We start from the raw sequence: 26,344 nt of genomic DNA on the forward strand, positions 1-26,344 counted from the left end.
TTTTCAAGCAAATTTGTTAGTCTTTTTTTAAGAAAACACTTTTTTCGCCTAAGAAATTTTTCAATTGGCTCTGCACTTTATTATTAAAGCCTATCCAACGATTAGATTTCAACAGTAATGCTTGCTTCTTTTTATCCCGATAAATAATAACTGGCATTTTCCCGGGGTAATGTTCGATCAAACGATACAGTTTCTCTAAATTATCAGGCGTATCAAGATTCTTCGTAACTCGAAGATAGAGTTTTTCACTTGGTAATTGAACAGTGTATTGTTTAGGATCACTTAAACGATCAGCAATGAATTCTAAATCTCCTCGTTGCCCCACATTACTGTGACCATCGAACAAGAAAATTTTACCATCTAATTCCATATTTTCAATTCTTTGAAAAACTTTAGGAAAAATTGTCACTGATATACTACCTGACTCGTCTTCAATTGTCATGAAGCACATTCTCTGACCTTTTTTAGTTCGTATAACTCGTAAATTTTTAATTAATCCCAAAATTTTTACAGAAATATTCTGAACCATTTTCAATTCAGATATCTTCTTAGTAGAAATATTCAGTAGCTTATTACGATACCTTTCAACCGGATGTCCAGAGACGTAGACACCTAAATACTCTTTTTCTTGATTAAGTCTCTCTGTCAAAGTAAAGTCATCAACTTCATGTTTCTTCGGATCCAGAACATCAAATAGTGACAAATTACTACCTGCCAATTGAATACTCTCTATCAAATCTCGAAAGTCATACAGTAATTCCTTGCGGTTTTTATTGAATGAATCAAAAGCTCCTGCCAAAATCAATGGTTCCAAATAATCATTCTTAACAAATCTTGGATCTATTCGTTGCAAAAAGTTTAAAGCACTCGTAAATGGCCCATTCTTTTCTCGTTGTTCAACAATCGATTGAGCTAAATCACGACGCATCCCTTTAACACTCAACAATCCAAAACGTATTGCTTTATTAGCTGAGCTAAATTCATAGGAACTCAAATTAATATCGACATTCAAGATTTTAATTTGTTGATCTTTGGCATCTTGCACATAAGTTGAAACCTTATTCTCATTATTCAAATTAGAATTCAACAGACAGGCAAAGAACGCATCCGCAAAATGGACTTTAATGTAGGCTAACCAAAAAGCAATCATCGAGTATGCAACCGCATGGGATTTATTAAACCCATAATTACCAAATTTCTCGATATATTGATAAACCTTTTCGGCTGATTCCTTACTATGCCCTTGGCCGACAGCACCATTAATAAATTTTTGTCGATTTTCTTCAATCAACTGTTCATTCTTCTTACTAATAGCCCGACGTAAAATATCCGCGTCTGCTAAAGAGAAATTAGCCATTTGCGACGATGCCTGCATGACTTGCTCTTGATATACTAGAATGCCATACGTTGGTCGTAACAAATCCTCTAAAGACTTATCTGGATATGTTACAGGTTCTTGACCATGTTTTCGGGCAATAAATGTAGCAATATTTTGCATTGGACCGGGACGATACAATGCATTAGTTGCCACAATATCGTCAAAACTAGTCGGTACAAGCCTTCTTAAAACACTTCTAATACCATCTGATTCAAATTGAAAAACTCCGTCTGTAGCGCCTTTCTGGAATAATTCCAGTGTCTTAGGATCATTTAAAGGTATTTTCTCTGGAATAAATTCACGACCATAATCCTTTGAAATTATTTGAATAGCTTTATCCAAAATCGTCAAATTCTTTAAACCTAGAAAATCCATTTTCAATAGCCCAACACTTTCGACATTATTTTTTGTCTGTTGTGTTAGATTAATGCCATCATCTTCAAGCTGAACCGCCACAATATCAGTCATCTTTTTCTTACTTAAAACAATTCCTGCTGCATGTTTGGAATAATGACGTGGAATACCTTCTATTCGTTTGGCCACTTGATAAATCAATTCATTTTCTCGAGAATTATTAACCAAGTTTCTCAAAGTGCTTGACTCATCAAAAGATTCTTGTAAAGTTATATTCAATTTCTTAGGAATAGCATTCGACCACTGCGACATTTGAAATTGTGTTTGACTGAAAGTTCTAGCGATATCACGTAAAGCCATCTTAGCCGCCAAGGTTCCAAAGGTGATAATTTGTGCCATATGGTCAGAACCATACTTGTCATGCATATACATAACCATTTCATCGCGTCGATTATCAGGCAAATCTAAATCAATATCTGGCATATTCACTCGTTGAGGATTCAAAAATCGTTCAAATAACAGATCGTATTTAATTGGATCAACTTGAGTAATACCCAAACAATACGATACTAACGATCCAGCCGCAGAACCACGTCCAGGACCAGTTTTGATTCCGACCTCATGAGCATGCTTGATAACATCCCAAACAATCAAAAAGTAGTCTGAAAATCCCATTTTATCAATGACACTTAATTCATATTCCAATCTTTGAGCATATTCATCAGGAATTTGACCCACCAAACGTTTATTCAATCCTCTTTGCGTCAATTCTGTTAAAAATTGAATAGAAGACTTTCCATCAGGTGTTTCAAATTCAGGCAATTCTGTTTCTTTAAATTCAATCTCAACATTACACTGATCGGCAATATAACTAGTATTTTCTACTGCACTTGTCATATCAACTTCTGCAAAATCAGACATAAAATCGGCCGCTGGGCGTAAATAATGATCCCCTGTCTCTACAACTTGCTCTAAATTGTCAAAATGCTGTCCTGTACGCAAGTAATTGACTACTTGGTAAGCTAGATGGTCATCCGTCCTAACATAGCGTACATCGCCTAAGGCTGCCAATTTAAGTCCATTCAGCTTAGATACATCCTTAATAATTCGAACATTATCGAGTTGTCCTGAATAAAGTCCTACACCTAAATAAAGTACTTCTTTATCAATTAACTTCAGCAGCTTTTGAACATAGGCTCTCTTATCATCGATTGCAATAATTTCTGCACCACTTGCGGGAGTAATCACAAAAAGATTCTCTAGATACAATTTTAAAGTCGTTAAATCTAGAGGTTCTTTAGACGACATGACTGCTGAAGAAATTTTAATAAGATTTTGATAACCACTATTATTTCTTGCTAATAGAATTAAAGGATAACTATTCTGGTCATCAATCAAACCTTGTGCTTCAATTGTCAAACCGATAATAGGTTTAATTCCCGCTTTGTTAGCATATTTATAAAAATCTATTGAACCATATAAATTATTAATATCTGTTAGAGCAATAGCTTTATAGCCTAGCATCTTTGCTTGATCAACTATTTCGGTTAATTTAGCAGGACTATGCAAAAGACTGTAGCTACTGATTACTTGTAATTGGGCTTGCAATTTAACGCCCCCTTTGTTTAAAATTATATCAAAATCAAGCAGAAGTTTATTGGGTAAAAATCCATTTTGTGCTAAACTACTTGAGAAAGTGAGATGGAAGAAATGAGATATATTGCTGTAATTTTCTGGTCAATCATGTTGGGACAAGTTGCCGGTTTTATCGGTGGTGCCCTAAACCAACAAACTTACAATACAAATTATTCTATCATTGTTAGTATAGTATTCGCTGTCATCTTCAGTGTAATTCCATTGATGCTCGACAGTTCTGTTAAAGAAACAAAGACCGAAAAAAACGCTTAATTCAGTTTAAGCGTTTTTTTGTGCCATTAAAACTTCTAAATTATAACTAAAAAACTTCAACTCAATTTTCAGAGTTGAAGTTTTTATTTTGTAAGTAAATTAATACTTAGTGATGTACATATAGAAATCTTTAGTCGTCAAATTAATATTATAATTAACTCCCTTAGAAGTAATTGTATCCATTGAAGTCTTAGTAGAATTCTTGTCAGCATTCTTAGTTTGCTTAGCAAAATCCTTTAAAACCTTCTTACCATCAGCTCCTAATAACTTGGAAACGATCATCAAATCTGTAGCAAAATTCTTTTGACCAGTCTTAGATTTGAGATCTTTATAAGAGAACTTTGTTGCAATTCCCATTAATTGGTTATTTTGAACGTTATAATACCACTTCGTTCCATCATTCTTCTTATGCGTTATAATTCCATTTTTAGAAATTAATTGTAATTGATCATTTTGTTGTCCTAATGATAGCAATGTATAATTATACGATTGCGCAAAAGTCAGGTAATCTTCAAGTGCCTTAGCTTTTTTTACTTTAACTAACTTAGTCTCTGTCTTGTTACCATTCACAGCTTTGATCCTAACATTCTGATCACTTGCTGAAACAGGTACAGAGATAGCAAAATGTCCACCGTCTACAGCTACTTTCTTAGTTTCGCCATTAACCGTATAGGTCAGCTTCTTATAATTACTAGCTTGGCCTTTAACCACAGAAACTAAACCATCCGCACTATATGACTTCTTAGTCGTTGATAAATTTAATTTTGAACACCCTGAGAGCATTAAAAAGAATAGCGGAATAACCAACAACAATAAATACTTTAATCTTTTCATAGTTGTTTCCCCATCCAATTAAAAATATTAAAAAAAAGCCAAGACCAATTGACTTGACTTTTAATTAAGCTTCTTTGTTATCACTGATAACTTTTTCACCCTTGTACATACCTGATGGTGAAACGTGATGACTTAAACGATATTCACCAGTAGCAACGTCGAATTGCATGTTTGGTGTGTTCAATTTAATATGTGCACGTCTTTGACGTTTTCTTTGTTTTGATGATTTTCTCTTTGGAACTGCCATATTTAAAAACTCCTTTATTTATATTACTTAATCAAATCTAACGTTTAATATAATACTATCATAAAAACATTAGAGCAAGCAAAAATCCTATTTTGTTTGCTTTTTTACATTATTTTCCTTTAAAGCATCCGCAATTTGGTTATCATGAGAGACTTTTACGTTGGAAATTTGTTTTTGTGCATGACGATTAAGTTTATTTTCTTTCTTGTTACCTGTATTAGCTAAAAGCAATGTGATTACTGCTCCCAAAAGCAACGAAACAATAATTAAAATAATTAATGGCAACTTCACTCTTGTAAAACCAAAACTGACTGTAACTGGATCTACATTCAACACAGCAAAGATTACCACAATCAAAGCTATAACTAATCCAATGACGAATCTTGATTGTTTACCATTATTATTACTCATTTTTTAACCCTCTATTATTTGCAATTTCCAAGTGTTGAAGCAAAATAATCCCCTAAACTTGGTGCTAACTTATAAAGTACTGCAGCTAATTCCATATAACGTGGACGATTGATTTCACGTTTATTTTTGTTAAACGTATCAACTATTTCCCAGGCTAATTTATTTGGATCAAGTACAAAGTTCTTCACTGAATCAAGATAGTTTCCGTTATGATCGGCTACAGAGAAGAAATTGGTTGCTACAGGGCCTGGATTGATAGTCGTTACAAATACACCTAGTGGCTTCAATTCTAGTCTTAGACCGTCTGAAAATGCGATTACAGCTGCTTTAGTAGCCGCATACGCTGCTGATTTAGGAGTTGTGATCTTTCCAGCCATTGAACCAACGTTAAAAATGTGCCCACGACCATTATCAACCATTTTGCTAGCAACTAATCTAGTCATCAACATTAAACCTAAAACATTCACACGAAACATTTTTTCAATCTTATCAAAGTCTGTCTCTAAATAATTAGAGAAATCACCAAAGCCAGCGGCATTAACCAAGACATCAATATCATCATTGATCTCAAAAGCCCTTTTTACTCCATCAGTGATTTGTTGCGGATCACTCATGTCAACACTCAAATATTCATGACGAGCACCCTCTGCACCTACACGAATACATTCATTCTTTACCTGCAACAATTTATCTTCATTACGAGCTACTAAAATTAGATTAGCACCGGATTTAGCAGCATTGATAGCTACATTCTTACCAATTCCGGAAGATGCTCCTGTAACCAAAACTGTCTGATTCAATAAATTAACCATTGTCATCCTCTTTTCTATTTGAATGGAACTTCAAACAAATCAAAATCACTAGCCACTTTAGTATTCTTAAAGATTCTTTGAGCTTCTCTTTGCAAAATTAAAGCACCCCTACCAGTATATCTAGCAGAAATATGTGTCAAAATCAATCCTTTTGCATGAGATCTTTTGGCTACTTCCGCTGCCTGAGTGGCAGTTGAATGGAAATAATTATAGGCTAGTTTCTTTTCATCGTTAGAAAAAGTTGATTCGTGAACAATTACGTCCGCATCTTGTGACAACTTATCAATCTCTGGAGTATAGCGAGTATCAGAAATGATCGTAACAACCTTGCTTGGTTTATCAGGACCAATAAAGTCCTTACCATTCAGAACTGTACCATCTTCTAGAGTAACTGTTTTACCAGCCTTCAATTGGCCAAAAATTGGACCATTAGGAATATTGTACTTTTGTAGATCATCCACCAATAATTCACCAGTTCTTGGCTTTTCAACAACACGATATCCAAAGCAAGTTACTCGATGCTTCAATTCACCAGCATATACGATGAAAGTTTTATCATTGAAGATTTCTCCACCATTTTTCATCTCAATATATTTGATGGGATAACTTAATCTGCTGCCAGTTACCTTTAGAGAGGTTTCAACGAATAGTTTTATCCCAACTGGTCCATATATTTCTAGAGGCGAATTTCCACCTTGATTAGAACGACTGGATAATAAACCTGGCAAACCAAAGATATGATCTCCATGTAAATGAGTGATAAAAATCTTTGTAATCTTTCTTGGCTTTATCGCTGTTTTTAAAATCTGATGCTGTGTAGCCTCGCCGACATCAAACAGCCACACCTCGTTCCTTTCATCCAGCATTTTTAGAGCTGTACTTGAAACGTTGCGACCTTTTGATGGAACGCCAGCGCCTGTTCCTAAAAATTCTAATTCCATAAAAAATTCCTATTCTACTTCTACTTTTTATCCAATGACTTCAAAATTTCTTTAGCCACGAAGGATGTGTAATACATTGAACCATCTGGATTAGGATGGACATTATCATCATAGAACCAATCAGTATGTCCATTTGAATATCCATTCCAATCAATCACGGTCAAATTCTTATACTTGCTTTGAGCTTGGCTCAGAACACCATTAACAGTCTTTTCCCATGGTCTTGTTGGAACATGGACATTGATCCAGTAAACATGACGTTGTGGACCAACTAATGACATGATCTGTCCAAGTTGTTGCATATTGAATGGTCCATTAGTTCCTAAACCAATCAAGACATTAGGTGCCAAGACTCCTTGATCTTTGTACTTTTGTAAGATATCTAGACTGGCTGCCAATTGACGACTTACTGCCGCATCAACAACAACCTTCTTGTCATCAAATAACTTCAAGAAATTATCTGAACCATCAGCCATAACTGAATCACCAACAGCTGTTAATGGTACATCCTTTAATCTCTGTAAGTCGATCTGTGTTAAACCATACTTTTCAAACTCAGTATTAATTGGATGATCTTTAGCAGCTTTCTTATATCTAGCATAATCAGCAGCTGACATCTTACCTGTTGCATTCTGTTTCTTTTTAGCTTTTTTCAAATTCTCAATGGCTTGTTGTTTCTTTTTCTTATTAGCTTTTTCATTCTTATTAATCTTATTAGCCAATTGACTGTGATTAACGTTAGGATTTGGTGCACTAACTGCTTTAACCACACTGTAACAACCAGTAATACTGATTAATGCAATTACTAGAGCCAAAACACGTTGAATTCCCGTTGAAGATTTGAAGAAATTCTTAACGTCGCTCCACTTAGCATGAGCTAAAGGTTGTTCGACAAACCTGAATGAAAATTCAGTTACTAAGACAATTAAAATAACTTCAATCACCGGATATAAAATCGGATGGTCTGCAACATTTTTAAATTTAGATTCAAAAAAGATCATAACAGGAAATTGGTATAGGTATAATCCATAACTTCTTGAGCCCACATAATGGAAGACCTTGTTGGATAACAAACTATTCCACATAGAATCTGGATGAGCTACGACCGCAATAAAGATACATGTTGTGACAGAGAAGATGAACATTCCACCACGATAAAGGAAAGGATCAGAATCTTTAATTGTGAAAATCATCAATAGCATTAAAGCCAATGACAATAAACCAACAATATTCAATTTCCATTTATCAGACTTTTTAAGACCCTCTTTTAGTTTCTCGGCAGGCCAAACTAATGCCAAGCCGCATCCCAAAAGAATAGAGAACAATCTTGTGTCAGTACCATAATAGATTCTACTTGGATCAACACCTGGTTTAAATAAAATTGCCATCCAAATTGCTGATGCAATGGAAACAATCAAAGAGAAACCAAAAATACGACCCTTTTTAACATGGAATTTACTAAACAAAATCAACAGAATTGGCCAAATAATATAAAATTGACCTTCAATAGACAATGTCCATAAATGTGTAAACGGTGATTCATTATTGGCAAATCGTTCAAAATACGACTGACCATTAAAAATTTGCCACCAATTATAAACATTCAAAACATTTGTCACAAAAATCTGATCGAAATGGTATAGCAAGTTCTTCAAAAACAAAACAATATATGCACCGGATGCCAATAATACAAATAGCATTCCTGGGTACAATCTTTTTACTCTTTTTAGATAAAAATTACTTAATGAAAACGAACCACCATAATCTACAGTATTAAAGAAATGATCTGTGATTAAGTATCCAGATATCAGGAAGAAAATTGGAACTCCCAAATATCCACCGGAAAAAACATTAGGATTTAAGTGATACATGATAACACCTATAACCCCTAAAGTACGTAGTCCATCAAATCCAGTAATAAATCTTCTTTTCGGTGATTTATTCATTATTTCTAGCCCCTAAATAAATTCAAAAGTAAAGTCAAGAATTGTAACTGAATCACCTGATTCGGCCCCTGCCTCAATCAAGGCATCTTCAATACCCATTGACTTCAATTGTCTAGCAAAACGCATGATTCCATCTTGATGATCCAAATTAGTTCTTTGAAGGAGCAATTCAACTCGATCACCCTTAACAACAAAGCTATGTTCGGCATCTTTTTCAATAGTAAATTGTTTCTTCTCTGGCTCAAAATTGTATTCCTTAGAATCATCAGCTTGTACATCAAAGTGAATTGGTTCTGCTTTAGATAGTACTTCACTGGTATGGTTCATTAGATCTTTAACACCAGTATGTTGAATACTTGAAATAGGGAAAATATCGGCATTGGCATCCAATTTCTCCTTAAATTCTGCCAAGCGTTCTTCAGAACCAGGAATATCTAACTTAGTTGGTACAATAATTTCTGGACGTTTCAAAACATTTACATCGTAATTACCTAATTCTTTACGGATAGCTAAATAATCATCGTAAGGTTCACGACCATTGTTAGGATCCATATCAACTAAATGTAGGATGACTCTAGTTCTTTCAACGTGACGTAAGAATTGAATTCCCAAACCAACACCATTAGAAGCACCTTCGATCAATCCCGGTAAATCGGCAATAACAAAATCTTGACCATTTTCCAACTTAACCATCCCTAAATTAGGAGATAAAGTCGTAAAGTGATATGCAGCAATCTTAGGCTTAGCTGAAGTTGCTACAGATAATAAGGTAGATTTCCCAACAGATGGGAATCCAACTAAACCAACATCCGCAATCAATTTCAATTCGAGCTTCAAATGCTTCTCTTGACCGGGTTCACCGTTTTCGGCTACTTCTGGTGCTTGGTTCTTAGAAGTAGCAAAGTGAATATTACCACGTCCACCATCGCCACCTTTAGCAACGACTAATTCTTGATTGTTTTCAGTCAAATCTCCAACTAATCTACCACTATCTTCATCATAAACTGATGTTCCTGTAGGAACGACAATGTAAACTGGATCAGCCTTGTGACCATACATTCCTTTAATTTGGCCATTTTGACCAGGTTGAGCTTTAAAAATTCTCTTATATCTAAAGTCCATCAAGGTATTCATGCCTTCATTAGCCTTTAAAATTATGTCGCCTCCGCGACCACCGTCTCCACCTGAAGGTCCGCCAAGTGGTACATACTTTTCGTGGCGGAAGGCAACAGCGCCGTCTCCACCCTTACCAGATTTTACGGTGATTTTAACGTTATCTACAAACATTAAAATCCCCCTTTCTAAACTTAATTATCATTTCTAAATTTTAGCACAAAAACATACTTCATAATACTTTGAAGTAGAATTGATTGTCCAGTAATTTATTAATTGGTTAATATCTTTTGGAAGATTTTGAAAGATTCTGAGTTTTTATGATTGATTTTGAACGAATATGGAGGTATTATATTTTTTGCGAGGTGATGAAAGTGCTTACTGAAGAAAGACAACAAATTATTTTAGAACAATTAAAAATACACAATATTGTCAAACTCCACGATTTAATTCCATTAACGGGTGCTTCTGAATCTACCTTGCGTCGTGATTTGCAAGATCTTGAGAATTGTCACAAATTATTACGAATTCACGGCGGTGCTCAAAACGTCATTTCATTACATGAGGAACCAGCCCTTTCCCAGAAAGCAGCTGTACATATTAATGAAAAGAAGTTGATTGGTCAAACAGCCGCAAGTTTAGTTAGAAATCATGAGGTAATCTTTTTAGATTCCGGAACCACCATTCAATTCATGATTCCTTACTTAATAGAACATAACGACTTGTTAGTCATTACCAATAGTGTCGATAACGCTTCGATGTTGGCCGATTACAACGTGAACACATTTCTTCCTGGGGGAAAGTTAAAATCATCTACAAAAGCATTGATTGGTGCGAATATCATTCAAACACTTGAAAAGTATCATTTTGATCGTGCTTTTCTCGGTACTAACGGCTTTTCTATTGACGCTGGCTACACAACGCCAGATCCTGAAGAAGCAGCCATTAAGAGTTTGGCGATCACACAATCGAATCAATCTTATGTACTATCCGATAGTTCCAAGTTTTCGCAAGTTAGTTTTAGTCGTTTTGCAACTTTAGATGAAGTTCCATTAATAACAAGCAGACTATCAGAAAAAGAAGCTAATGCTTTGAAAAAATTTACTAAGATAACGGAGGCAATCTAGTTGATCTATACAATTACAGTTAATCCTTCAATTGATTATGTTTTGCAATTGAAGAATTTAAATACTGGTGAAGTTAACCGTACTCAAAACGATGTTAAACTTCCTGGAGGAAAAGGAATCAATGTTTCTAGAATCATGAAGGAACTTAATATTGATTCCACAGCACTTGGTTTTGTTGGTGGTGCCACAGGTTCAATGTTTGAAGAATTACTTTCTCAACATAATCTAAAGACTTCCTTTACTAGAGTTAAAGAAGACACTCGTATCAATGTCAAAATCAACGCTACTGAACAAAATGAAGAAACTGAAATTAATGGTGCCGGTCCTGTCATCAGTGATGAAGAACAAACTAACTTCATGAATAACTTAAGTGAAATTGGTAAAGGCGACATCGTTGTCATGGCTGGAAGCCTTTCCAGAAATCTCAATACTAATTTTTATTTAGATATTGCTGAAAAGATTCAAAAACAAGGTGCTGAATTTATCATTGATACTACTGGTCAAGCTCTCTTGGATACTTTGCCATTACATCCATTAGTCGTAAAACCAAATCACCATGAATTAGCTGACTTATTCAACGTTACTTTCAAGGATGAGCAAGAAATCATTACTTATGCTAGAAAGCTTTTGGACAAAGGAGCTAAGCACGTCCTAGTTTCTATGGCTGGAGATGGTGCTTTACTGGTTACCAAAGATAAAGCTTACAAGGCTAATGCACCTAAGGGAACTGTTATCAATTCAGTTGGTGCTGGTGACTCAATGATTGCCGGATTTGCTGGTACATTCATGGAAACAAACGATCCTATCGAGAGTTTCCACATGGGTGCTGCTTGTGGATCAGCTACTGCCTTCAGTCAAGACATAGCTATTAAAGAAAAGATTGACGAAGTTTATAAGGAAATTTCTATTACAGAAATCTAATTGAGGGGGACTCTTAATAATGGACTTAAAGCAACTATTGTTAAAAGACGCCATGATTATGGACTTGAAAGCTACTACTAAAGAGGATGCCATTGAAGAAATGGTTGATAAGTACTATCAAGTTGGCGTTATTGATGACAAAGAATTATACAAAGCAGATATTTTAAAGCGTGAAGCACAAACTAGTACCGGTATCGGTGAAGGAATTGCCATGCCACATGCTCGTGATAAAGCCGTTAAACGTGCTACAGTTTTATTCGCTAAAAGTGCTAAGGGTATTGATTATAAATCACTAGATGGCCAACCAGCCTACCTATTCTTTATGATTGCTGCTCCAGATGGTGCTGACAATCTTCACTTGCAAGCTCTTGCCGCACTATCATCACTTCTAATCAATCCTGAATTGGTCAAGAACTTAAAGAATGCCCAAACAGCTGATGAAGTTCAAGAATTATTTGACAAGGCTATGAAGGAAAAAGAAGCTAAGGATAAAGCTGACGAAGAGAAAGAAAAAGCTAAAGCAGCAGCTGCTGCTCAAGCTAGTGATTCTGATGACAAGAAACCTTACGTCGTTGCTGTTACGGCTTGCCCTACTGGTATTGCTCATACATACATGGCTGAAGCTGCTCTAAAAGAACAAGCTGAAAAAATGGGCATTGATATTAAGGTTGAAACTAATGGTTCCGAAGGTGTTAAGCACAAGTTAACTGCTGACGAAATCAACCGTGCCGATGGTGTTATCATTGCTGCTGACAAGAAAGTTGACATGCCTCGTTTTGATGGCAAGCACTTAGTTAACCGTCCTGTTAGTGATGGTATCAACAAAGCCGAAGAATTAATCAACTTAGCTGTTGAACAAAAGGCTCCCGTCTTCCATGCTGAAGGTGGTGCTACCGCAGAAAAAGAAGACACTGAAGAAAAGAAGTCACTTTGGTCAAGAATCTACGCTGATTTAATGAATGGTATTTCTAATATGCTTCCATTCGTTGTTGGTGGTGGTATCTTAATGGCCATTTCCTTCCTATTGGAAAACTCCGTTGGTGCTCATTCACAATGGTTCCTCTTCTTTAATAATGTTGGTAATTACGCCTTCAGTTTCTTGATCCCTGTTCTAGCCGCCTACATTGCGGTTTCAATCGGTGATCGTCCTGCCTTGCTACCTGGTTTCGTTGGTGGTTACATGGCTTCCCAAGCTACAGCTTCTGTAGTTAGTTCCAAGAGTCCTGCCGGTTTTATCGGTGGTCTTCTAGCTGGTTTCATTGCTGGATGGGTTGTTGTTTTCTTAAAGAAATGGCTCAAGAATCTACCTCATTCATTAGCTGGTCTTAAGACTATCTTGATTTATCCAGTATTAGGATTGCTCTTCACTGGAGCTATCATGTACTTCGCTGTTGATCCAATCTTTGCTGTTGTTAACGCTGCTATTACTCACTTCCTAGAATCAATGGGTACTGGTAATGCCGTTATCTTAGGTACATTGCTTGGTGGTATGATGTCTATCGATATGGGTGGTCCTTTCAACAAGGCTGCTTACACATTCGCCATTGGTACATTTACTGCAACTCAAGATGGTGCTTTGATGGCTGCCGTCATGGTTGGTGGTATGGTTCCTCCTCTAGCTATTGCTATTGCAACAACATTCTGGAAGAACAAGTTTACTGAACAAGAAAGACAAGCTGGTCTTTCAAACTATATTTTAGGTTTATCATTCATTACTGAAGGTGCTATTCCATTTGCTGCCGGAGATCCATTGCACGTTATCGTATCAAGTGTTATCGGTTCTGCTATCGGTGGTGGCTTGACACAACTATGGGGTGTTAATGTTCCTGCTCCTCACGGTGGTATCTTCGTTACACCATTAGCTAACAAACCATTACTTTACTTATTAGCTGTTGTTATCGGTGCTGTAATTTCTGGTGTTATCTACGGTGTTTGGAAACCTGCTAAAAAAGAAAATAAATAAATCCCGTTATAAACGGACAAAAAACTATTTAACTGGCTGAAAAGTTAGCTAAATAGTTTTTTTATTTAGAAGGAATTACTAAAAGCCTCCAATTGGAGCTACTACTATAAATCTTCTTTAAGCAAACTATATAGATTTTCATCATGAAAACCATCGTCCAATAATTCGTTTTGGCGTAATGTTCCCTCCAAAATAAAGCCCGCTCTTTTAGCCACCGCATTACTAGCTTCATTATCAACAGCTGCTTGGATTATGACACGATTTAACCCATAATCTTCAAAACCTAAGTTAGCAAAACATTGTACTGCTCTTGTCGTAATACCTCTCCCCTGAAACTTCTTACCCAACCAATAGCCAATATCAGCACTAGCCCGTAAATGATCAAACTGATTAAAACTAATCATTCCAGCAATTTCATTTTGATACCAAATTATAAGGTTTAGTGAATCATTCGTCCCCATATGACGGTTAGTCATTTGTAAAAACTCAACTTCATCATTCGCCACTTTGGTTAGCTTTAACCATGGTAAATAATATTCAAAATATTCTCGTTGCCCATCCAACAAGTTGAATAACTTGGGACCGTCAATTTTAGGTCTTGGTACTGCCAATTTAATATCATCTGATACTTTGCAAGATAACATCGTACTTACCTTCTTTATCTTAATTAATATTATTTTTATCCTTTATTTCGGATAAAGCAAAAATTTTAAAAAATCTAATCTTAAAATATATGAGATAAGAATTCAGTAGTTCAACTCGATTACTGAATTCTTATCCTTTTTTATTCTCATTAGCTTTTATAATTCTTTTCCCATTATCTGAAATAATTTTCCATAAAACAATTTTTGAATTGCCATTTTTTGTTGATATAACACGTTATTTAGCGCTTACAGAGTGATTTTCTCTGTTATACTGAAACCACTTACAAACCTAATGGTTTGAAAATTCCCTACCACAAAACGCAAGGAGTTTATTATGAAAAAGAAAACAATCTTACTATCAGCCATTATTTTAGGAGGTTTTGCGGCCCCAATCGTACAACAATCGGTTGTTAACGCACAGACTATCCAAACTGAAGTTGTTCAGAATACAAATAAACAGGAAGGTGAAAGTACTAATAATCAAGAACCACGTACTAACAAGATTAAATTAAGCGATAAAATCTCATCGGATCAATTAAATGCTGACACCAGCATCGTAATCCCTTCTACAAATAAAGATGTTAATACTAAATTAGATGATATCTACGTTAATCTTAATGACAAAGAAATTGCTGAATTAAAGGCTAATAAAGAAACCAATTTCCAAGTTGATGACTTAGAAATTACTACTAGTTGGGGAGGTTCTCTTAGCTACGAAAGCGTTAGTTCAGACATGCAACTACAGTATGACGACAGTACTCAGACACTTTCTCTACTAGATGATTCTAAAAAAGTTAATCATATTACCTACGAACTAATGCATGGCGATGCCAATGTTCATTATATTTTCAAAGATACTGGTGAAGAAATTTATCAAAAGATTCATGATGATACTCTTGGATCCGGTGAACAAGATTTCACAGTTGAAGATTTAGTCTCTCTCCAAAAGGACTATTTATTAAAGGGACATTTTGACGCTGTTTCTATTGATTTTGATAATATTGCTAATGTCGTGAACCCTTCAAATCCGGCCGAAATAAGTTTTAAAGAAGAGCCAATTGTTAAAGAATATGATCCTGACAAGATTAACAAGGACAATGCCGAATTTACTGTTAAATTAGAAAAAGCTGAACCGACTATTTTTAATTTAAATGTCTATTTGGACGGTAAAATTTTCTCCAAGCAGAGCCTTACGGCTGATATTTATACAAAGCTTTCTAAGCAGACTGGTGAAAAATTACCAGATCCATCAACAGCTAAACTAAATAATAATAAGACACATACTGACGTGAATTACTCTTATTTCCCACAATTGGGTGTAACCACGATGTCTGGTAAGGCCTTCCATCAAACTATTTTTGACGTTGGAAATAACTGGATAGATGAACCCACAACTGAAGATTTTTTTAATCAAGCTCTACATTATTATATTCGTGACATGGATATACACCATTTATTTGCTGGCCGTAAACAAACCATCTCTATTTACTATGAATCAGATGGTTACTCTGAAGAAGAAGCTAATTCTACCGTAACTTCTAACGTACACATCAATTCTAATCTTGGATTGCAAACGGTTCTAAATGTTACCGGTAAAAAAGGTGAAACCATTCTTGTCGATGTACCTCAAATTGAAGGTTACGAATCGGATAAAAAAACTGTTACCGCCAAGGTAAATGAAGACGGCACTATTACTACTAACGAAAAAGTAAAATATAGTTTAATTAAGGATGATGAAGGTGCAGGTTCCACTAAGCCACCAATTACTAATCCTGAGCCAAGTCCTAATCCGACTCCAGATCCTAGCCCAGCTCCAAACCCTAATCCAGCTCCAAACCCCAATCCGGCTCCAAACCCTAATCCAGATAAAATGAATGGATTCGTTGGTACTATGAAACAATACGTTAAATTGTACCAATTGGAAAAAGGCAAAATGAAGCCTATTACCAACAAAGAATTGGGTAAGCATTCTGATTGGAAGTTTGATCAAACTATTAAGGTAAATGGTAAAATTTACTACCGCGTTGCCACAAACGAATGGGTTGATGCTAAGACCGTTTATCGTTACCAAGTTGAATCAGGCATTGTTGAAACTAAAGATAAAGAATTTACCAGTTTGGTTAGTTCTGATGCTAAATTAATTTCTAACCGTGGCCTAGGCGCTCATTCATCTTGGAAATACGACCGTATTGCCTACTTAGGCGATAATGAAGAAAAGTACTATCGTGTTGCTACTGATGAATTCATCGCTCTTAACGATGTTATTAGAAAATAAGTCGAAAAAAAACAGCCCTTTTACGGACTGTTTTTTTAATTATTTCATTTGATTATGTTCTTTTAAATATTTACGTGCCCAACTGAGATATTTCTCATCTTCAGCAGCATCTTGTGAGGTTAAAATCTTGGGACCATCTTCTGTAATAGCCAAAGTATGTTCATATTGTGCAGACCATGAACCATCAGCACTAGCATAGTAGATCCAATCATCGTTAGGATCCTTCAATGAGCGATCAACAATTTCCCATGTTCCCTCATTAATCATAGGTTCAATTGTAATTGTCATACCATTCTTAAGACGTAATCCTTTGCCTGGTTCACCATAATGCAAAACATCAGGTTGTTCATGCATTGTTGGTTGAATACCATGTCCACAAAGTTCTCTGACATCCCCGTAACCATGTTCATCTTCAGTGTAATGTTGAATAGCATATCCAATATCACCTAATCGATTACCCTCAATACTTTGAGCAATTCCTAAGTATAGTGACTTTTTAGTAACTTCCATCAAATCGGATGTTTCTTGACTAACTGAACCGACGGCATAACTCCAGCAAGAATCACTTTGATAGCCCTTATAGCTAACGGTCATGTCTACTTTAACTAGGTCGCCCTCTTTTAAAATCAAATCCTTACGTGGTGTACCATGTGCAACTTCATCATTTACATCCACACAAGTAGCATATTTATAACCTTCAAATCCCTTTTCAGAAGGAACTGCACCATGACTAACAATATAATCATTAGCAAATTCCTCAATTGAGTATGCTGAAATACCAGGTTTAATCATATCACGTAGGCCTAAATGGACTCCGGCTAATATTTTACCTGATTCACGCATACCTTCAATTTCTCGTTCTGATTTCAATGTAATCATCAAATCTCTCCCTTTTAACCTTTATGATACTTCTTATGAAAATCTGTACTTGCTAGCGTTATTTTAATTGTTTGTGCCGTCGTTTTAGGAATTCCCAGATCAGTCAGTTGCTCAACAGAAGCCTCTTTCATCTTCTTAACCGACCCAAACTTCTTTAACAATTTTGTTCTTGTCTTAGGACCCACTCCCTGAATATTATCAAGTTGCGAAGATAAAGCATTTTTGCTCCGCGTCTTTCGATGGAAAGTAATCGCAAAACGGTGCACTTCATCTTGAATTCTCTGTAGTAAGTAGAAACCTTGACTCTTACGGTCTAATGGTACCTCAATTCCCTCTTCACCGACAATTAAATGTGAAGTATTATGGTGATCATCCTTGACCATTCCCGCTACAGGTATATTAATTCCTAATTCATTAGTGAGAACATCCATCACAGCACGCAATTCGATGATACCACCATCCATCAAAATCAAATCTGGTAAAGGATCATCTTCCTTAATTAAACGTGAATAGCGTCGATAAATGACTTCACGCGTATTGGCTGCCTCGTCAGCACCTGACTGATGTTCAACCTCACCTTTAATTTTATACTTTCGATAGCCACTCTTTTCTGGACGGCCATCTTTAAACATGACCATTGCTGATACCGGATTGGTCCCCTGTATATGTGAGTGGTCAAATGATTCAATGATATGACCATAAGGCAAATCAAGTGCCTCAAAAATCTGTTTCTGAGCACCATAAGTTTGGCGATTATCCAATTCCATTAATCGGAACTTTTCTTGTAGAACCAATTTGGAATTCTCAGCCGCCATATCCATTAGATCTCGTTTTTGACCACGCTGAGGTGTTCTAAATGGAATATTTAAAACTTGAGACAAGGTATCTTTATCTAAATTATCAGGCACCAAAATTTCTTTAGGCAAAACCTGATTTCGACGATTATAGAACTGTAGGATAAAAGTCGATAATTCTTCTTCCGGTGTATTGATGCAAGCGAAAACTTTTTTCTCACGCTTCATTAAACGAGCTTGACGAATAAAGAAGATTTGAATTGAAATCCAACCTTTTTCGACATAATAATTAAAAATATCTCTAGGCGTACTATCATTAGAAATGATTTTTTGTTTTTCAACTGTAGTTTCAATATATTTAATTTGGTCTCTTAATTCGGCAGCTCTTTCAAATTCTAGTTTTTCTGAAGCCGTTTCCATACGATCTTCCAGTTGATGTTTAATCTCACCAACGTTACCACCTAAAAACTTTTTGATCTTTTCAATCTGTTGATCATACTTTTCTTTAGGAACCGTTTGAAAACAGGCCCCTAAACACTGCCCCATATGGTAGTACAAACAAGGCCGACCTAAGTTCCCCTGACATCTGCGTAATGGATAGACTTTTTGCAAAAAGTTTAGGGTATTAGAAGCTGCCCAAACATTAGGATAAGGACCGAAATAGTAAGCACCATCCTTCTTAACCAAGCCTGTAATCTCCATCTTAGGATCACGTTCGTTAGTGATTTTAATGTATGGATAGCCTGTACCACGTTTTAATTTAATATTGTAATACGGTTGATGCTTTTGAATTAAAGTAATTTCCAACAAAAAAGCTTCCTTATCGTTGGAAGTAATAATTGTTTCAAAATCACGAATCTCTGATACTAAGCGAGCAGTCTTACCCTCATGTGAACTCTTAAAATAAGAACGTACCCGATTACGTAAATTTTTAGCCTTACCCACATAAATAATTTTAGAATTAATGTCCTTCATTAAATAACATCCAGGACGTGGTGGTAAGAGGCTTAATTTATGTTCAAGATATTCAGTTGCCAATAAATATCCCTCCCTCTTATAGTCCGAACTTATTTAATCTTAAGTTAATCTGAATAATTGTCAAATGAAGTGACATATTTGGTTAAAGATACCTATCACCATAAAAAAATTAACTAATTTAATTTACCTAAATAATTGTTATTCTTTTTGAAAGGCTATATAATAACAATAGATATAAAGAAACCTGAAAGGGGCTGATACCGATGGGCTTAACAGTGAAACGCGAAAGTGATTTTGGCAGTTTGTTTGATAAGTTTGCCTCTCTTCCCGATGATGTAAAAGAAAACGAAAAACGCGTAGATTCCGCAGATAAGAAATCTGCTAAGAATAAAAAGGAATCTAAAAAGTAGTAATTAAAACTTCTCTTGTTTGATGTCACTTCTCATAAGTGAAATGCCATTTAATTTTTACTATTTCTTTAAGAACCCTTTTGATATAAAATGTGTGCCCTCCATTTTGGATATTTGCCATCCAAAACTTGGAGGGTTTTTTGTGTTCAAAAATAATAGTCCCAACAACTTAGCTTCAAGTTATTGGGACTATTATTTTCACCTCTGCATAAACTGTTTCCTGACAATTGAGCTTACAACTAGTCTGGAAGTACTTCTGATTCCATTTTTCTTAAATCGATTAATTCTTGAAACATCAAATATTCAAAATTATCATCTAAGATGCTACTGTATAATTTCATGATTTCCCCTTATTTGTTTATTTTTAATTGTATGAAATTAGCAGCTATCACGGGACGTCTAATTTGACGACCCTTTTCATTGATATAATTGTCGACTGAAAGAACTTCACCGTAGAACTTTACAGTGTCATCTTCCTGCAAGCTACTAATATTTCTAGCAAAATTTGAGTCGGTGTATCTTACCTTGCAAACTCTTGAAGCGTCATTACCGTCTAATGCCACTAACATATACTTATCTTCTGGATCTAATTTTTTAATATGTCCAAATTGAAAAATCTTCGATCCAAAATATAAAGTTGTATTCTCATATAAATTGTCAAAAGAAACATAAGAGTATTTTTTACTCTCATTACTAAATTCCGAAATACTCTTCTGCTTATGCTTCGTTTCACCTACTAAAATAATATTTTCACGGTTACTGCCAATTACTTTATTTTTTGATAGCAACAAATAACCTATTAGTACTAATAACGTACATAAAAAAGCAATTAACAATTTGGATCGTAAAATTCTTATCATTTAATTCCCCCAACTACAAAAGATAGCAAAGGTCTAGACAAATTACAACGAATTATCCAGACTAAAATATTTAAATAAGTCATCATTAAAAATGAGCATAAAAAAATATCTCTAAGTTAATTTAGGGATATTCCTACTTTATTAAACATTAATCGTTTCCACCTTAATAACATTCTCATTCATTGACAATCCTTCAACGATGTCAACATAATCAATATTTTTTCCAAAATCAATTGAGTAAACATTAGTATAGATCTTCGTATCATTGAAATTAGATACGCTAAACCTTACACCCTCAACTGTTATATCATGTCTTTGAAAATACTCATCAATAAATTTCTTAGTATCTAATTTGTGTTTATACTCAATTTTCAACTTCCGGACGGGACTGATCTTGATAATTTTCTTCAAGAAACCCAAAACTGCATAAACCACTAAGAAACCAACTATAGCAATTATATAATCACCCATACCAATAGCGATTCCTAGACAAGCAACTACCCAAAGACTGGCAGCAGTTGTTAATCCACGAATCGAGTGATGTTCCACAATAATTGTTCCAGCACCTAAAAATCCAATGCCACTAACTACCTGAGCTATTAAACGAGCATCATCAGCTCGCAAAACGCCTTTATATTGTGGATACTGACGTGCCATCTCCAAAGCATCAAACCCAATATTCTTTTGTATCATTGCAATGATACAAGCACCTAAACAGACCAAGATATGTGTTCTTAAACCGGCAGGACGATGTTTATATGCCCGATCCAATCCAATAATACCTGAAAATATCACAGCCAATAGAAGTCGAATTACAACATTTAGCACACTTAACTGGCTCAAAAATGATCCCTCCAATATTCTCATTAAACAACTCAATTATTATAACATTATTACCTGTTTTTTTAATTATTACTATTAATAAACATATCGGTTATCTGTTCAGGACTAGTAGCCTCATTTAATGCATAACGAAAATTTGGTTTTAATAGCAAAAGCGAAATACTGGCTAAATACTTTACGTGCAAAAAATTGGGCTCAGTCTTAGGAATTAGTAAACTGATAGCCATATCAATTTTCTCGTCATCCCACATAATTGGATTATTAAGTTTTATAACTAACATAGTCAACTCTTTAACGGAATCATCAATAATATGAGGCAAAACAATGCCATCACCTAAATTAGTTGACACCTGCTGTTCACGTAGCAAGAACTGCCCATATATTTTCTCTTCATCCAAACCAGATTGTTTCTCACAGGCAAATTGGGCTAGATAATGTAATAACTCGTCCTCAGAAGAGGCAGAAACATCCACTCTGACATTTTGTGACTTCAAGATTTGCGAGAAATCACTAGTCTCCTCTTCCTTACTACGTACTTTATTTTGAGGATCATTAATATCATTAGTTAAAATAGTATTATTGTCCTTTTCTTTCTTGCTAAAAGCATTTCTTAACTGGTTCCACAATGATTGATGCATCATACAACCTCCATAACAAAAAAAGTCAAAACCTCAAATAGAGTTTGACTTTTAGGATCTTAGTTCTTCTAGCCAAATAGGCAAAACTTCTGCCAACTGACGATAGGTACGATCAAACTTATGATCATACCAGGGATCTTCAATTACTGCAGTACTATTCAAGGCTTCATAAGCCATACGGATTTTATCTCTATCAGAAATAGGTGCCATTTGTTTCAAATCAGCAATATTTTGTTCATCCATACCGATGATCAAATCAGCCTCATCAAAATCCTGAGTAGTTATTTGCTTAGCAACATGCTTAATAATAGGAACGTTTCTTTTCTTCAGTTCAGCAATAGCCCCAGGATGAGGTGTATTACCAATCTCATAAGTTGATGTAGCCCGTGATTCAACTTTAATTATTGAATTCAAGCCTTGTTCATCAACTAACTGTTTCATCATCATTTCTGCCATTGGCGAACGACAGATGTTTCCTAAACAAACGAAGATGATTTTTTTCATAATTATAACAATCCTAATCTCTTCTTAACTTCATGTAGTTGAGCTTCTAGAACAGGATCTTTTCGACTCAAAACGTCCAACATATTTGGTTGTGACTCCTGTCGAGGTTGAGAAACTTCTTCAGCCTTCTTTGTTGGCTTTGCCTGCGATTTCTTATACTTTCTCACCCACGCAGCTACTTGTTGGTATGAAATTCCGTACTTCTCACCAGTAGCCTTATAATTGTTATCATGCTCTACCGCATATTGGGCAATTTCTTTTTGTTGACTAACATTGTAATTCATACTAAAAACTCCTAAATAGCTTATTACAAAAAATTATACCATAGAACGCAATACCCTTATTGGTATAACAAAGTTTAGCGTATTGAAACCACAAAAAAATGGCAGCTCAGGGAGGAACTACCATCAATTTCATATTCTTATAATTATCTAACAAAGATTTAGCACAAACCCTTGTCTATAAATAATACTAACATAGTTATATATAATTATAAGTAAGTTTACAAAAGTCGACAATTTTTTATAAATCAGTTTCTCACTAAAAAAAGGCCTCTCTACATGGCCTTTTTCAGTAAATGGGCTGTTTAAACACAACTATCCCATAAATTTCTAACCCATTTTACTTATAAAAAGTGATAATTACATAATATATTTACAAAATTGAACACTACATTGATGAGATATAGCATTTTAATTTACTAATATAATTAATCCTTTTTCCCCAATAGCCAATTCATTAATATCAATTGACAAATTATATTTTACTAAAATGGGCTAGACCTGTATACCATATTATATTTATAACTAAAAATTATTATCTAAATATTTTTAAAGATTTCCATCAGTTGTTTTAGAATCTGATTACCAATCATATTGTGTCGATAAACAAACAAAATATAAAATGATGGTAAATCTAAATCATTAATATGGATTTCTTGAATTCCTGGAACATCTTGAATAGCTGTCTCAGTAACAAAGCTAAAGCCCTTATCCTGCTTAACTAAACTTAACATCAAGCGATAATCGTTTGTTTTAAACATTGTATGAGGCTTGACATTATAGCGTTCTATAATTCTTTCTAAAACTTGGCTGTGAACAGATTTTTCATCCAATGAAATAAAATCTTCATTAAATAGTTTTTCAACCGAAGTAATATTAGAAACATCTCGATTTGCTGAGGCAATGAACTTAAAATGATGTTCTTTAATTAATTGATAATCCAGCTGATCTTCCTGTGGCAAAATTGTTGATCCTAATAAGGATAAATCAATTTTGCCATTTTTTAACTCTGACAACAATTCACGAGAACTGTCTCTTCTAGGCACAATCATATTCAATAAATTGGCATCCCGTAGCTGATCAAACACTTTAGGAATAACATAATTACTAATAATTGGTGGCCAGCCCATAACAATCTTCTGACGTTTAATTCTTTCCATATCATCATTAATCAAATCATCTTCCAACAAGATTTTATTTATATGAGACAACAGTTGCTCCCCAGCATATGTCAATGACAGTGAATTAGCATAGCTTTTTCGTTTAACTAAAGAAATTCCATAAGTATCTTCCAACCTTTTCAATGAATAAGTAATAGTTGGTTGACTAACGCTAAAAAAATTAGCCGTATCGGAAAAACTCTTAGACTCTGACAATTTCTTGAAATATTGATAATCCTTTATATTCATATTTGCACCTATAAATTTTATTTATTGAAGACGATATATTTGACTATATTTTTTATTATGTTTTATAGTACCATACGAAAGTTATTTACGAACACCAATAATAAATATGCCATGTGGACTATATATAAAATTCATTATCTGTAAATTTATTTTATATAATACGATATATAATCGTATATCAATTATTATAGTGTTTACTTGTATAAAAAATTAATTAGGAGGAATTAATTCTATGAAATATGAGGGTTTAGATTTATTAAATAATCACTTCTTAAATAAAGGTACTGCCTTTACTAAAGAAGAAAGAAAAGAAAATCATCTTGAAGGCTTGCTTCCACCATTCGTTCAAACTTTGGATCAACAAGTTGAACAAGCTTATGAAAACTATTCAAACAAGAGTACGTTCCTTGATAAGAGAATGTATTTGATGGATTTATTCAACGAAAACATTACTTTGTTCTATAAACTATTCAGCAAACACGTTTATGAATTCATGCCTGTTGTTTATGATCCAACAATTGCTGACACAATTGAAAATTACAGTCATTTCTTCTTAGATCCACAAAATGCTGCTTTCCTATCAATCGATGATCCTGATGACATCGAAGCATCATTAAAGAATGCTGCTAAGGGCCGTGACATCAAACTTATCGTTGTTACTGATGGTGAGGGTATTCTTGGTATTGGTGACTGGGGTGTCCAAGGTGTTGACATCTCTGTTGGTAAATTGATGGTTTATACAGCTGCTGCTGGTGTTGATCCTAAGTCAGTTCTTCCTGTTGTTCTTGATGTAGGTACAAACAGAAAGTCATTACTTGACGATGATTTATACATGGGTAACCATCACGAACGTGTTACTGGCGACAAGTATTACAACTTTGTTGACCAATTCGTTGAAACTGCTGAAAACTTGTTCCCTAACATGTATCTTCACTTTGAAGACTTTGGTCGTAGCAATGCTGCCAATATCTTGAACAAGTACAAAGATCAAATTCTTACATTTAACGATGATATTCAAGGTACAGGTATTATTACTCTTGCTGGTATCCTTGGTGCTTTGAACATTTCTAAACAAAAGCTTACTGATCAAGTTTACCTATCATTTGGTGCTGGTACTGCCGGTGCTGGTATTACAAAGAGAATCTTTGACTCAATGGTTGAAGAAGGTCTATCTGAAGAAGAAGCTAAGAAACACTTCTACTTAGTTGATAAGCAAGGTCTATTGTTCGATGATACTGAAGGCTTAACACCAGAACAAAAACCATTTACTAGAAAACGTAGTGAATTTGCTAACGCTGACGAACTAACAAACTTGGAAGCAGTTGTTAAAGCTGTTCACCCTACAATTCTTGTTGGTACATCAACACAACCTGGTACTTTCACTGAATCAATCATCAAGGAAATGGCTGCTCACACTGAACGTCCAATTATCTTCCCATTATCAAATCCTACAAAACTTGCTGAAGCTAAGGCCGAAGATCTTTTGAAGTGGACTGATGGTAAAGCTCTTATCGCAACTGGTATTCCGGTTGATCCAATCGAATACAATGGTGTAACTTACAATATTGGACAAGCTAACAATGCCTTGGTGTACCCTGGTCTTGGTCTTGGTTCAATGGCTGTTAACGCTAAATTGCTTAGCGATGGTATGATCAATAAAGCTGCTCACTCATTGGGTGGTATCGTTGATCCTACAGAACCAGGTGCTGCAGTATTGCCTCCTGTTTCAAAACTAGATAAGTTCAGTATTACTGTTGCCGAGGGTGTCGCACAAGAAGCTATTGACGAAAAATTGTCATCTGCTACTGATGCTAAGAAGGCTGTTGCTGACCTTAAGTGGGAACCTAAATATTAATATATAAATTTGTCAAATA

Annotated in this window: 24 protein-coding genes; 7 read left to right on the forward strand and 17 right to left on the reverse strand. The window is 35.0% G+C overall.

Annotated elements, in window-relative coordinates; genetic code table 11:
* Positions 1-16: 16 nt before the first annotated feature.
* On the reverse strand, positions 17-3,340 hold the full coding sequence (gene dnaE, locus LKACC16343_RS01960; protein WP_056952282.1) for a DNA polymerase III subunit alpha: 3,324 nt from the start codon (positions 3,338-3,340) through the stop codon (positions 17-19).
* Between the two features lie 93 nt (positions 3,341-3,433).
* Here dnaE and LKACC16343_RS01965 point away from each other — a divergent pair, with 93 nt between their 5' ends.
* Positions 3,434-3,640, forward strand: coding sequence for a YjzD family protein (locus LKACC16343_RS01965; RefSeq protein WP_082397480.1), 207 nt, complete (start codon positions 3,434-3,436; stop codon positions 3,638-3,640).
* A 99-nt stretch (positions 3,641-3,739) separates the two neighbouring features.
* Here LKACC16343_RS01965 and LKACC16343_RS01970 read toward each other — a convergent pair whose 3' ends face one another.
* The 7 genes from LKACC16343_RS01970 to obgE form a co-directional block, all read right to left on the reverse strand.
* Positions 3,740-4,474, reverse strand: a complete 735-nt coding sequence (locus tag LKACC16343_RS01970) for a hypothetical protein (protein ID WP_056952279.1) — start codon at positions 4,472-4,474, stop codon at positions 3,740-3,742.
* Between the two features lie 64 nt (positions 4,475-4,538).
* On the reverse strand, positions 4,539-4,721 hold the full coding sequence (gene rpmF / locus LKACC16343_RS01975; protein WP_025085314.1) for a 50S ribosomal protein L32: 183 nt from the start codon (positions 4,719-4,721) through the stop codon (positions 4,539-4,541).
* Between the two features lie 87 nt (positions 4,722-4,808).
* Positions 4,809-5,132 carry a lipopolysaccharide assembly protein LapA domain-containing protein gene (locus LKACC16343_RS01980; RefSeq protein ID WP_056952277.1) on the reverse strand — a complete coding sequence of 108 codons (324 nt, stop codon included), beginning with the start codon at positions 5,130-5,132 and terminating at the stop codon, positions 4,809-4,811.
* Between the two features lie 14 nt (positions 5,133-5,146).
* Positions 5,147-5,944, reverse strand: a complete 798-nt coding sequence (locus LKACC16343_RS01985) for an SDR family NAD(P)-dependent oxidoreductase (protein ID WP_056952275.1) — start codon at positions 5,942-5,944, stop codon at positions 5,147-5,149.
* Between the two features lie 14 nt (positions 5,945-5,958).
* On the reverse strand, positions 5,959-6,885 hold the full coding sequence (gene rnz, locus LKACC16343_RS01990; protein ID WP_056952272.1) for a ribonuclease Z: 927 nt from the start codon (positions 6,883-6,885) through the stop codon (positions 5,959-5,961).
* Between the two features lie 20 nt (positions 6,886-6,905).
* Positions 6,906-8,831, reverse strand: a complete 1,926-nt coding sequence (locus tag LKACC16343_RS01995; RefSeq protein ID WP_056952270.1) for an acyltransferase family protein — start codon at positions 8,829-8,831, stop codon at positions 6,906-6,908.
* A gap of 12 nt (positions 8,832-8,843) precedes the next feature.
* Positions 8,844-10,124 carry a GTPase ObgE gene (gene obgE, locus LKACC16343_RS02000; protein WP_179207679.1) on the reverse strand — a complete coding sequence of 427 codons (1,281 nt, stop codon included), beginning with the start codon at positions 10,122-10,124 and terminating at the stop codon, positions 8,844-8,846.
* 194 nt (positions 10,125-10,318) lie between these two features.
* Here obgE and LKACC16343_RS02005 point away from each other — a divergent pair, with 194 nt between their 5' ends.
* The 3 genes from LKACC16343_RS02005 to LKACC16343_RS02015 are packed head-to-tail and all read left to right on the forward strand — an operon-like array spanning position 10,319 to position 13,955.
* Positions 10,319-11,071: a DeoR/GlpR family DNA-binding transcription regulator gene (locus tag LKACC16343_RS02005; RefSeq protein ID WP_056952974.1), complete on the forward strand. Its 753-nt coding sequence runs from the start codon at positions 10,319-10,321 to the stop codon at positions 11,069-11,071.
* Positions 11,072-11,992 carry a 1-phosphofructokinase gene (pfkB, locus tag LKACC16343_RS02010; RefSeq protein ID WP_056952265.1) on the forward strand — a complete coding sequence of 307 codons (921 nt, stop codon included), beginning with the start codon at positions 11,072-11,074 and terminating at the stop codon, positions 11,990-11,992.
* A gap of 19 nt (positions 11,993-12,011) precedes the next feature.
* Positions 12,012-13,955 carry a PTS fructose transporter subunit IIABC gene (locus LKACC16343_RS02015; RefSeq protein ID WP_056952263.1) on the forward strand — a complete coding sequence of 648 codons (1,944 nt, stop codon included), beginning with the start codon at positions 12,012-12,014 and terminating at the stop codon, positions 13,953-13,955.
* 104 nt (positions 13,956-14,059) lie between these two features.
* Here LKACC16343_RS02015 and LKACC16343_RS02020 read toward each other — a convergent pair whose 3' ends face one another.
* Complete coding sequence (locus LKACC16343_RS02020) at positions 14,060-14,599, reverse strand: GNAT family N-acetyltransferase (protein ID WP_056952261.1); 540 nt, start codon at positions 14,597-14,599, stop codon at positions 14,060-14,062.
* Between the two features lie 334 nt (positions 14,600-14,933).
* Between LKACC16343_RS02020 and LKACC16343_RS02025 the strand changes: the two genes are divergently transcribed.
* On the forward strand, positions 14,934-16,874 hold the full coding sequence (locus LKACC16343_RS02025; RefSeq protein WP_056952257.1) for a hypothetical protein: 1,941 nt from the start codon (positions 14,934-14,936) through the stop codon (positions 16,872-16,874).
* 39 nt (positions 16,875-16,913) lie between these two features.
* Here the strand turns inward: LKACC16343_RS02025 and map are convergent, their stop codons facing one another.
* Positions 16,914-17,753: a type I methionyl aminopeptidase gene (gene map / locus LKACC16343_RS02030; RefSeq protein WP_056952256.1), complete on the reverse strand. Its 840-nt coding sequence runs from the start codon at positions 17,751-17,753 to the stop codon at positions 16,914-16,916.
* Between the two features lie 14 nt (positions 17,754-17,767).
* Positions 17,768-19,585: an excinuclease ABC subunit UvrC gene (gene uvrC / locus LKACC16343_RS02035; protein ID WP_056952253.1), complete on the reverse strand. Its 1,818-nt coding sequence runs from the start codon at positions 19,583-19,585 to the stop codon at positions 17,768-17,770.
* 203 nt (positions 19,586-19,788) lie between these two features.
* On the opposite strand from uvrC, the gene LKACC16343_RS14270 reads away from it, so the two are divergent.
* Positions 19,789-19,935 (forward strand): SPJ_0845 family protein, encoded by a 147-nt coding sequence (locus tag LKACC16343_RS14270; protein WP_167593944.1) that lies wholly within the window; start codon positions 19,789-19,791, stop codon positions 19,933-19,935.
* Between the two features lie 350 nt (positions 19,936-20,285).
* Here LKACC16343_RS14270 and LKACC16343_RS02040 read toward each other — a convergent pair whose 3' ends face one another.
* The 6 genes from LKACC16343_RS02040 to LKACC16343_RS02065 form a co-directional block, all read right to left on the reverse strand.
* Positions 20,286-20,795: a hypothetical protein gene (locus LKACC16343_RS02040; protein WP_056952250.1), complete on the reverse strand. Its 510-nt coding sequence runs from the start codon at positions 20,793-20,795 to the stop codon at positions 20,286-20,288.
* A gap of 141 nt (positions 20,796-20,936) precedes the next feature.
* On the reverse strand, positions 20,937-21,638 hold the full coding sequence (locus tag LKACC16343_RS02045) for an MgtC/SapB family protein (protein ID WP_025085295.1): 702 nt from the start codon (positions 21,636-21,638) through the stop codon (positions 20,937-20,939).
* Between the two features lie 62 nt (positions 21,639-21,700).
* Positions 21,701-22,279, reverse strand: coding sequence for a PTS sugar transporter subunit IIA (locus LKACC16343_RS02050; protein ID WP_082604521.1), 579 nt, complete (start codon positions 22,277-22,279; stop codon positions 21,701-21,703).
* A 48-nt stretch (positions 22,280-22,327) separates the two neighbouring features.
* Complete coding sequence (locus LKACC16343_RS02055; RefSeq protein WP_056952241.1) at positions 22,328-22,780, reverse strand: low molecular weight protein-tyrosine-phosphatase; 453 nt, start codon at positions 22,778-22,780, stop codon at positions 22,328-22,330.
* Positions 22,781-22,782: 2 nt separating this feature from the next.
* Entirely contained in the window at positions 22,783-23,064 is a 282-nt protein-coding gene (locus LKACC16343_RS02060) for a helix-turn-helix domain-containing protein (RefSeq protein WP_056952238.1), read from the reverse strand.
* A gap of 536 nt (positions 23,065-23,600) precedes the next feature.
* Positions 23,601-24,470: a LysR substrate-binding domain-containing protein gene (locus tag LKACC16343_RS02065; RefSeq protein ID WP_056952236.1), complete on the reverse strand. Its 870-nt coding sequence runs from the start codon at positions 24,468-24,470 to the stop codon at positions 23,601-23,603.
* Between the two features lie 232 nt (positions 24,471-24,702).
* Between LKACC16343_RS02065 and LKACC16343_RS02070 the strand changes: the two genes are divergently transcribed.
* Positions 24,703-26,325 (forward strand): malolactic enzyme, encoded by a 1,623-nt coding sequence (locus LKACC16343_RS02070; protein WP_056952233.1) that lies wholly within the window; start codon positions 24,703-24,705, stop codon positions 26,323-26,325.
* The last annotated feature ends 19 nt before the right edge of the window (positions 26,326-26,344 follow it).

Source organism: Companilactobacillus bobalius (assembly GCF_002179915.1).
Lineage (GTDB): Bacteria > Bacillota > Bacilli > Lactobacillales > Lactobacillaceae > Companilactobacillus > Companilactobacillus bobalius.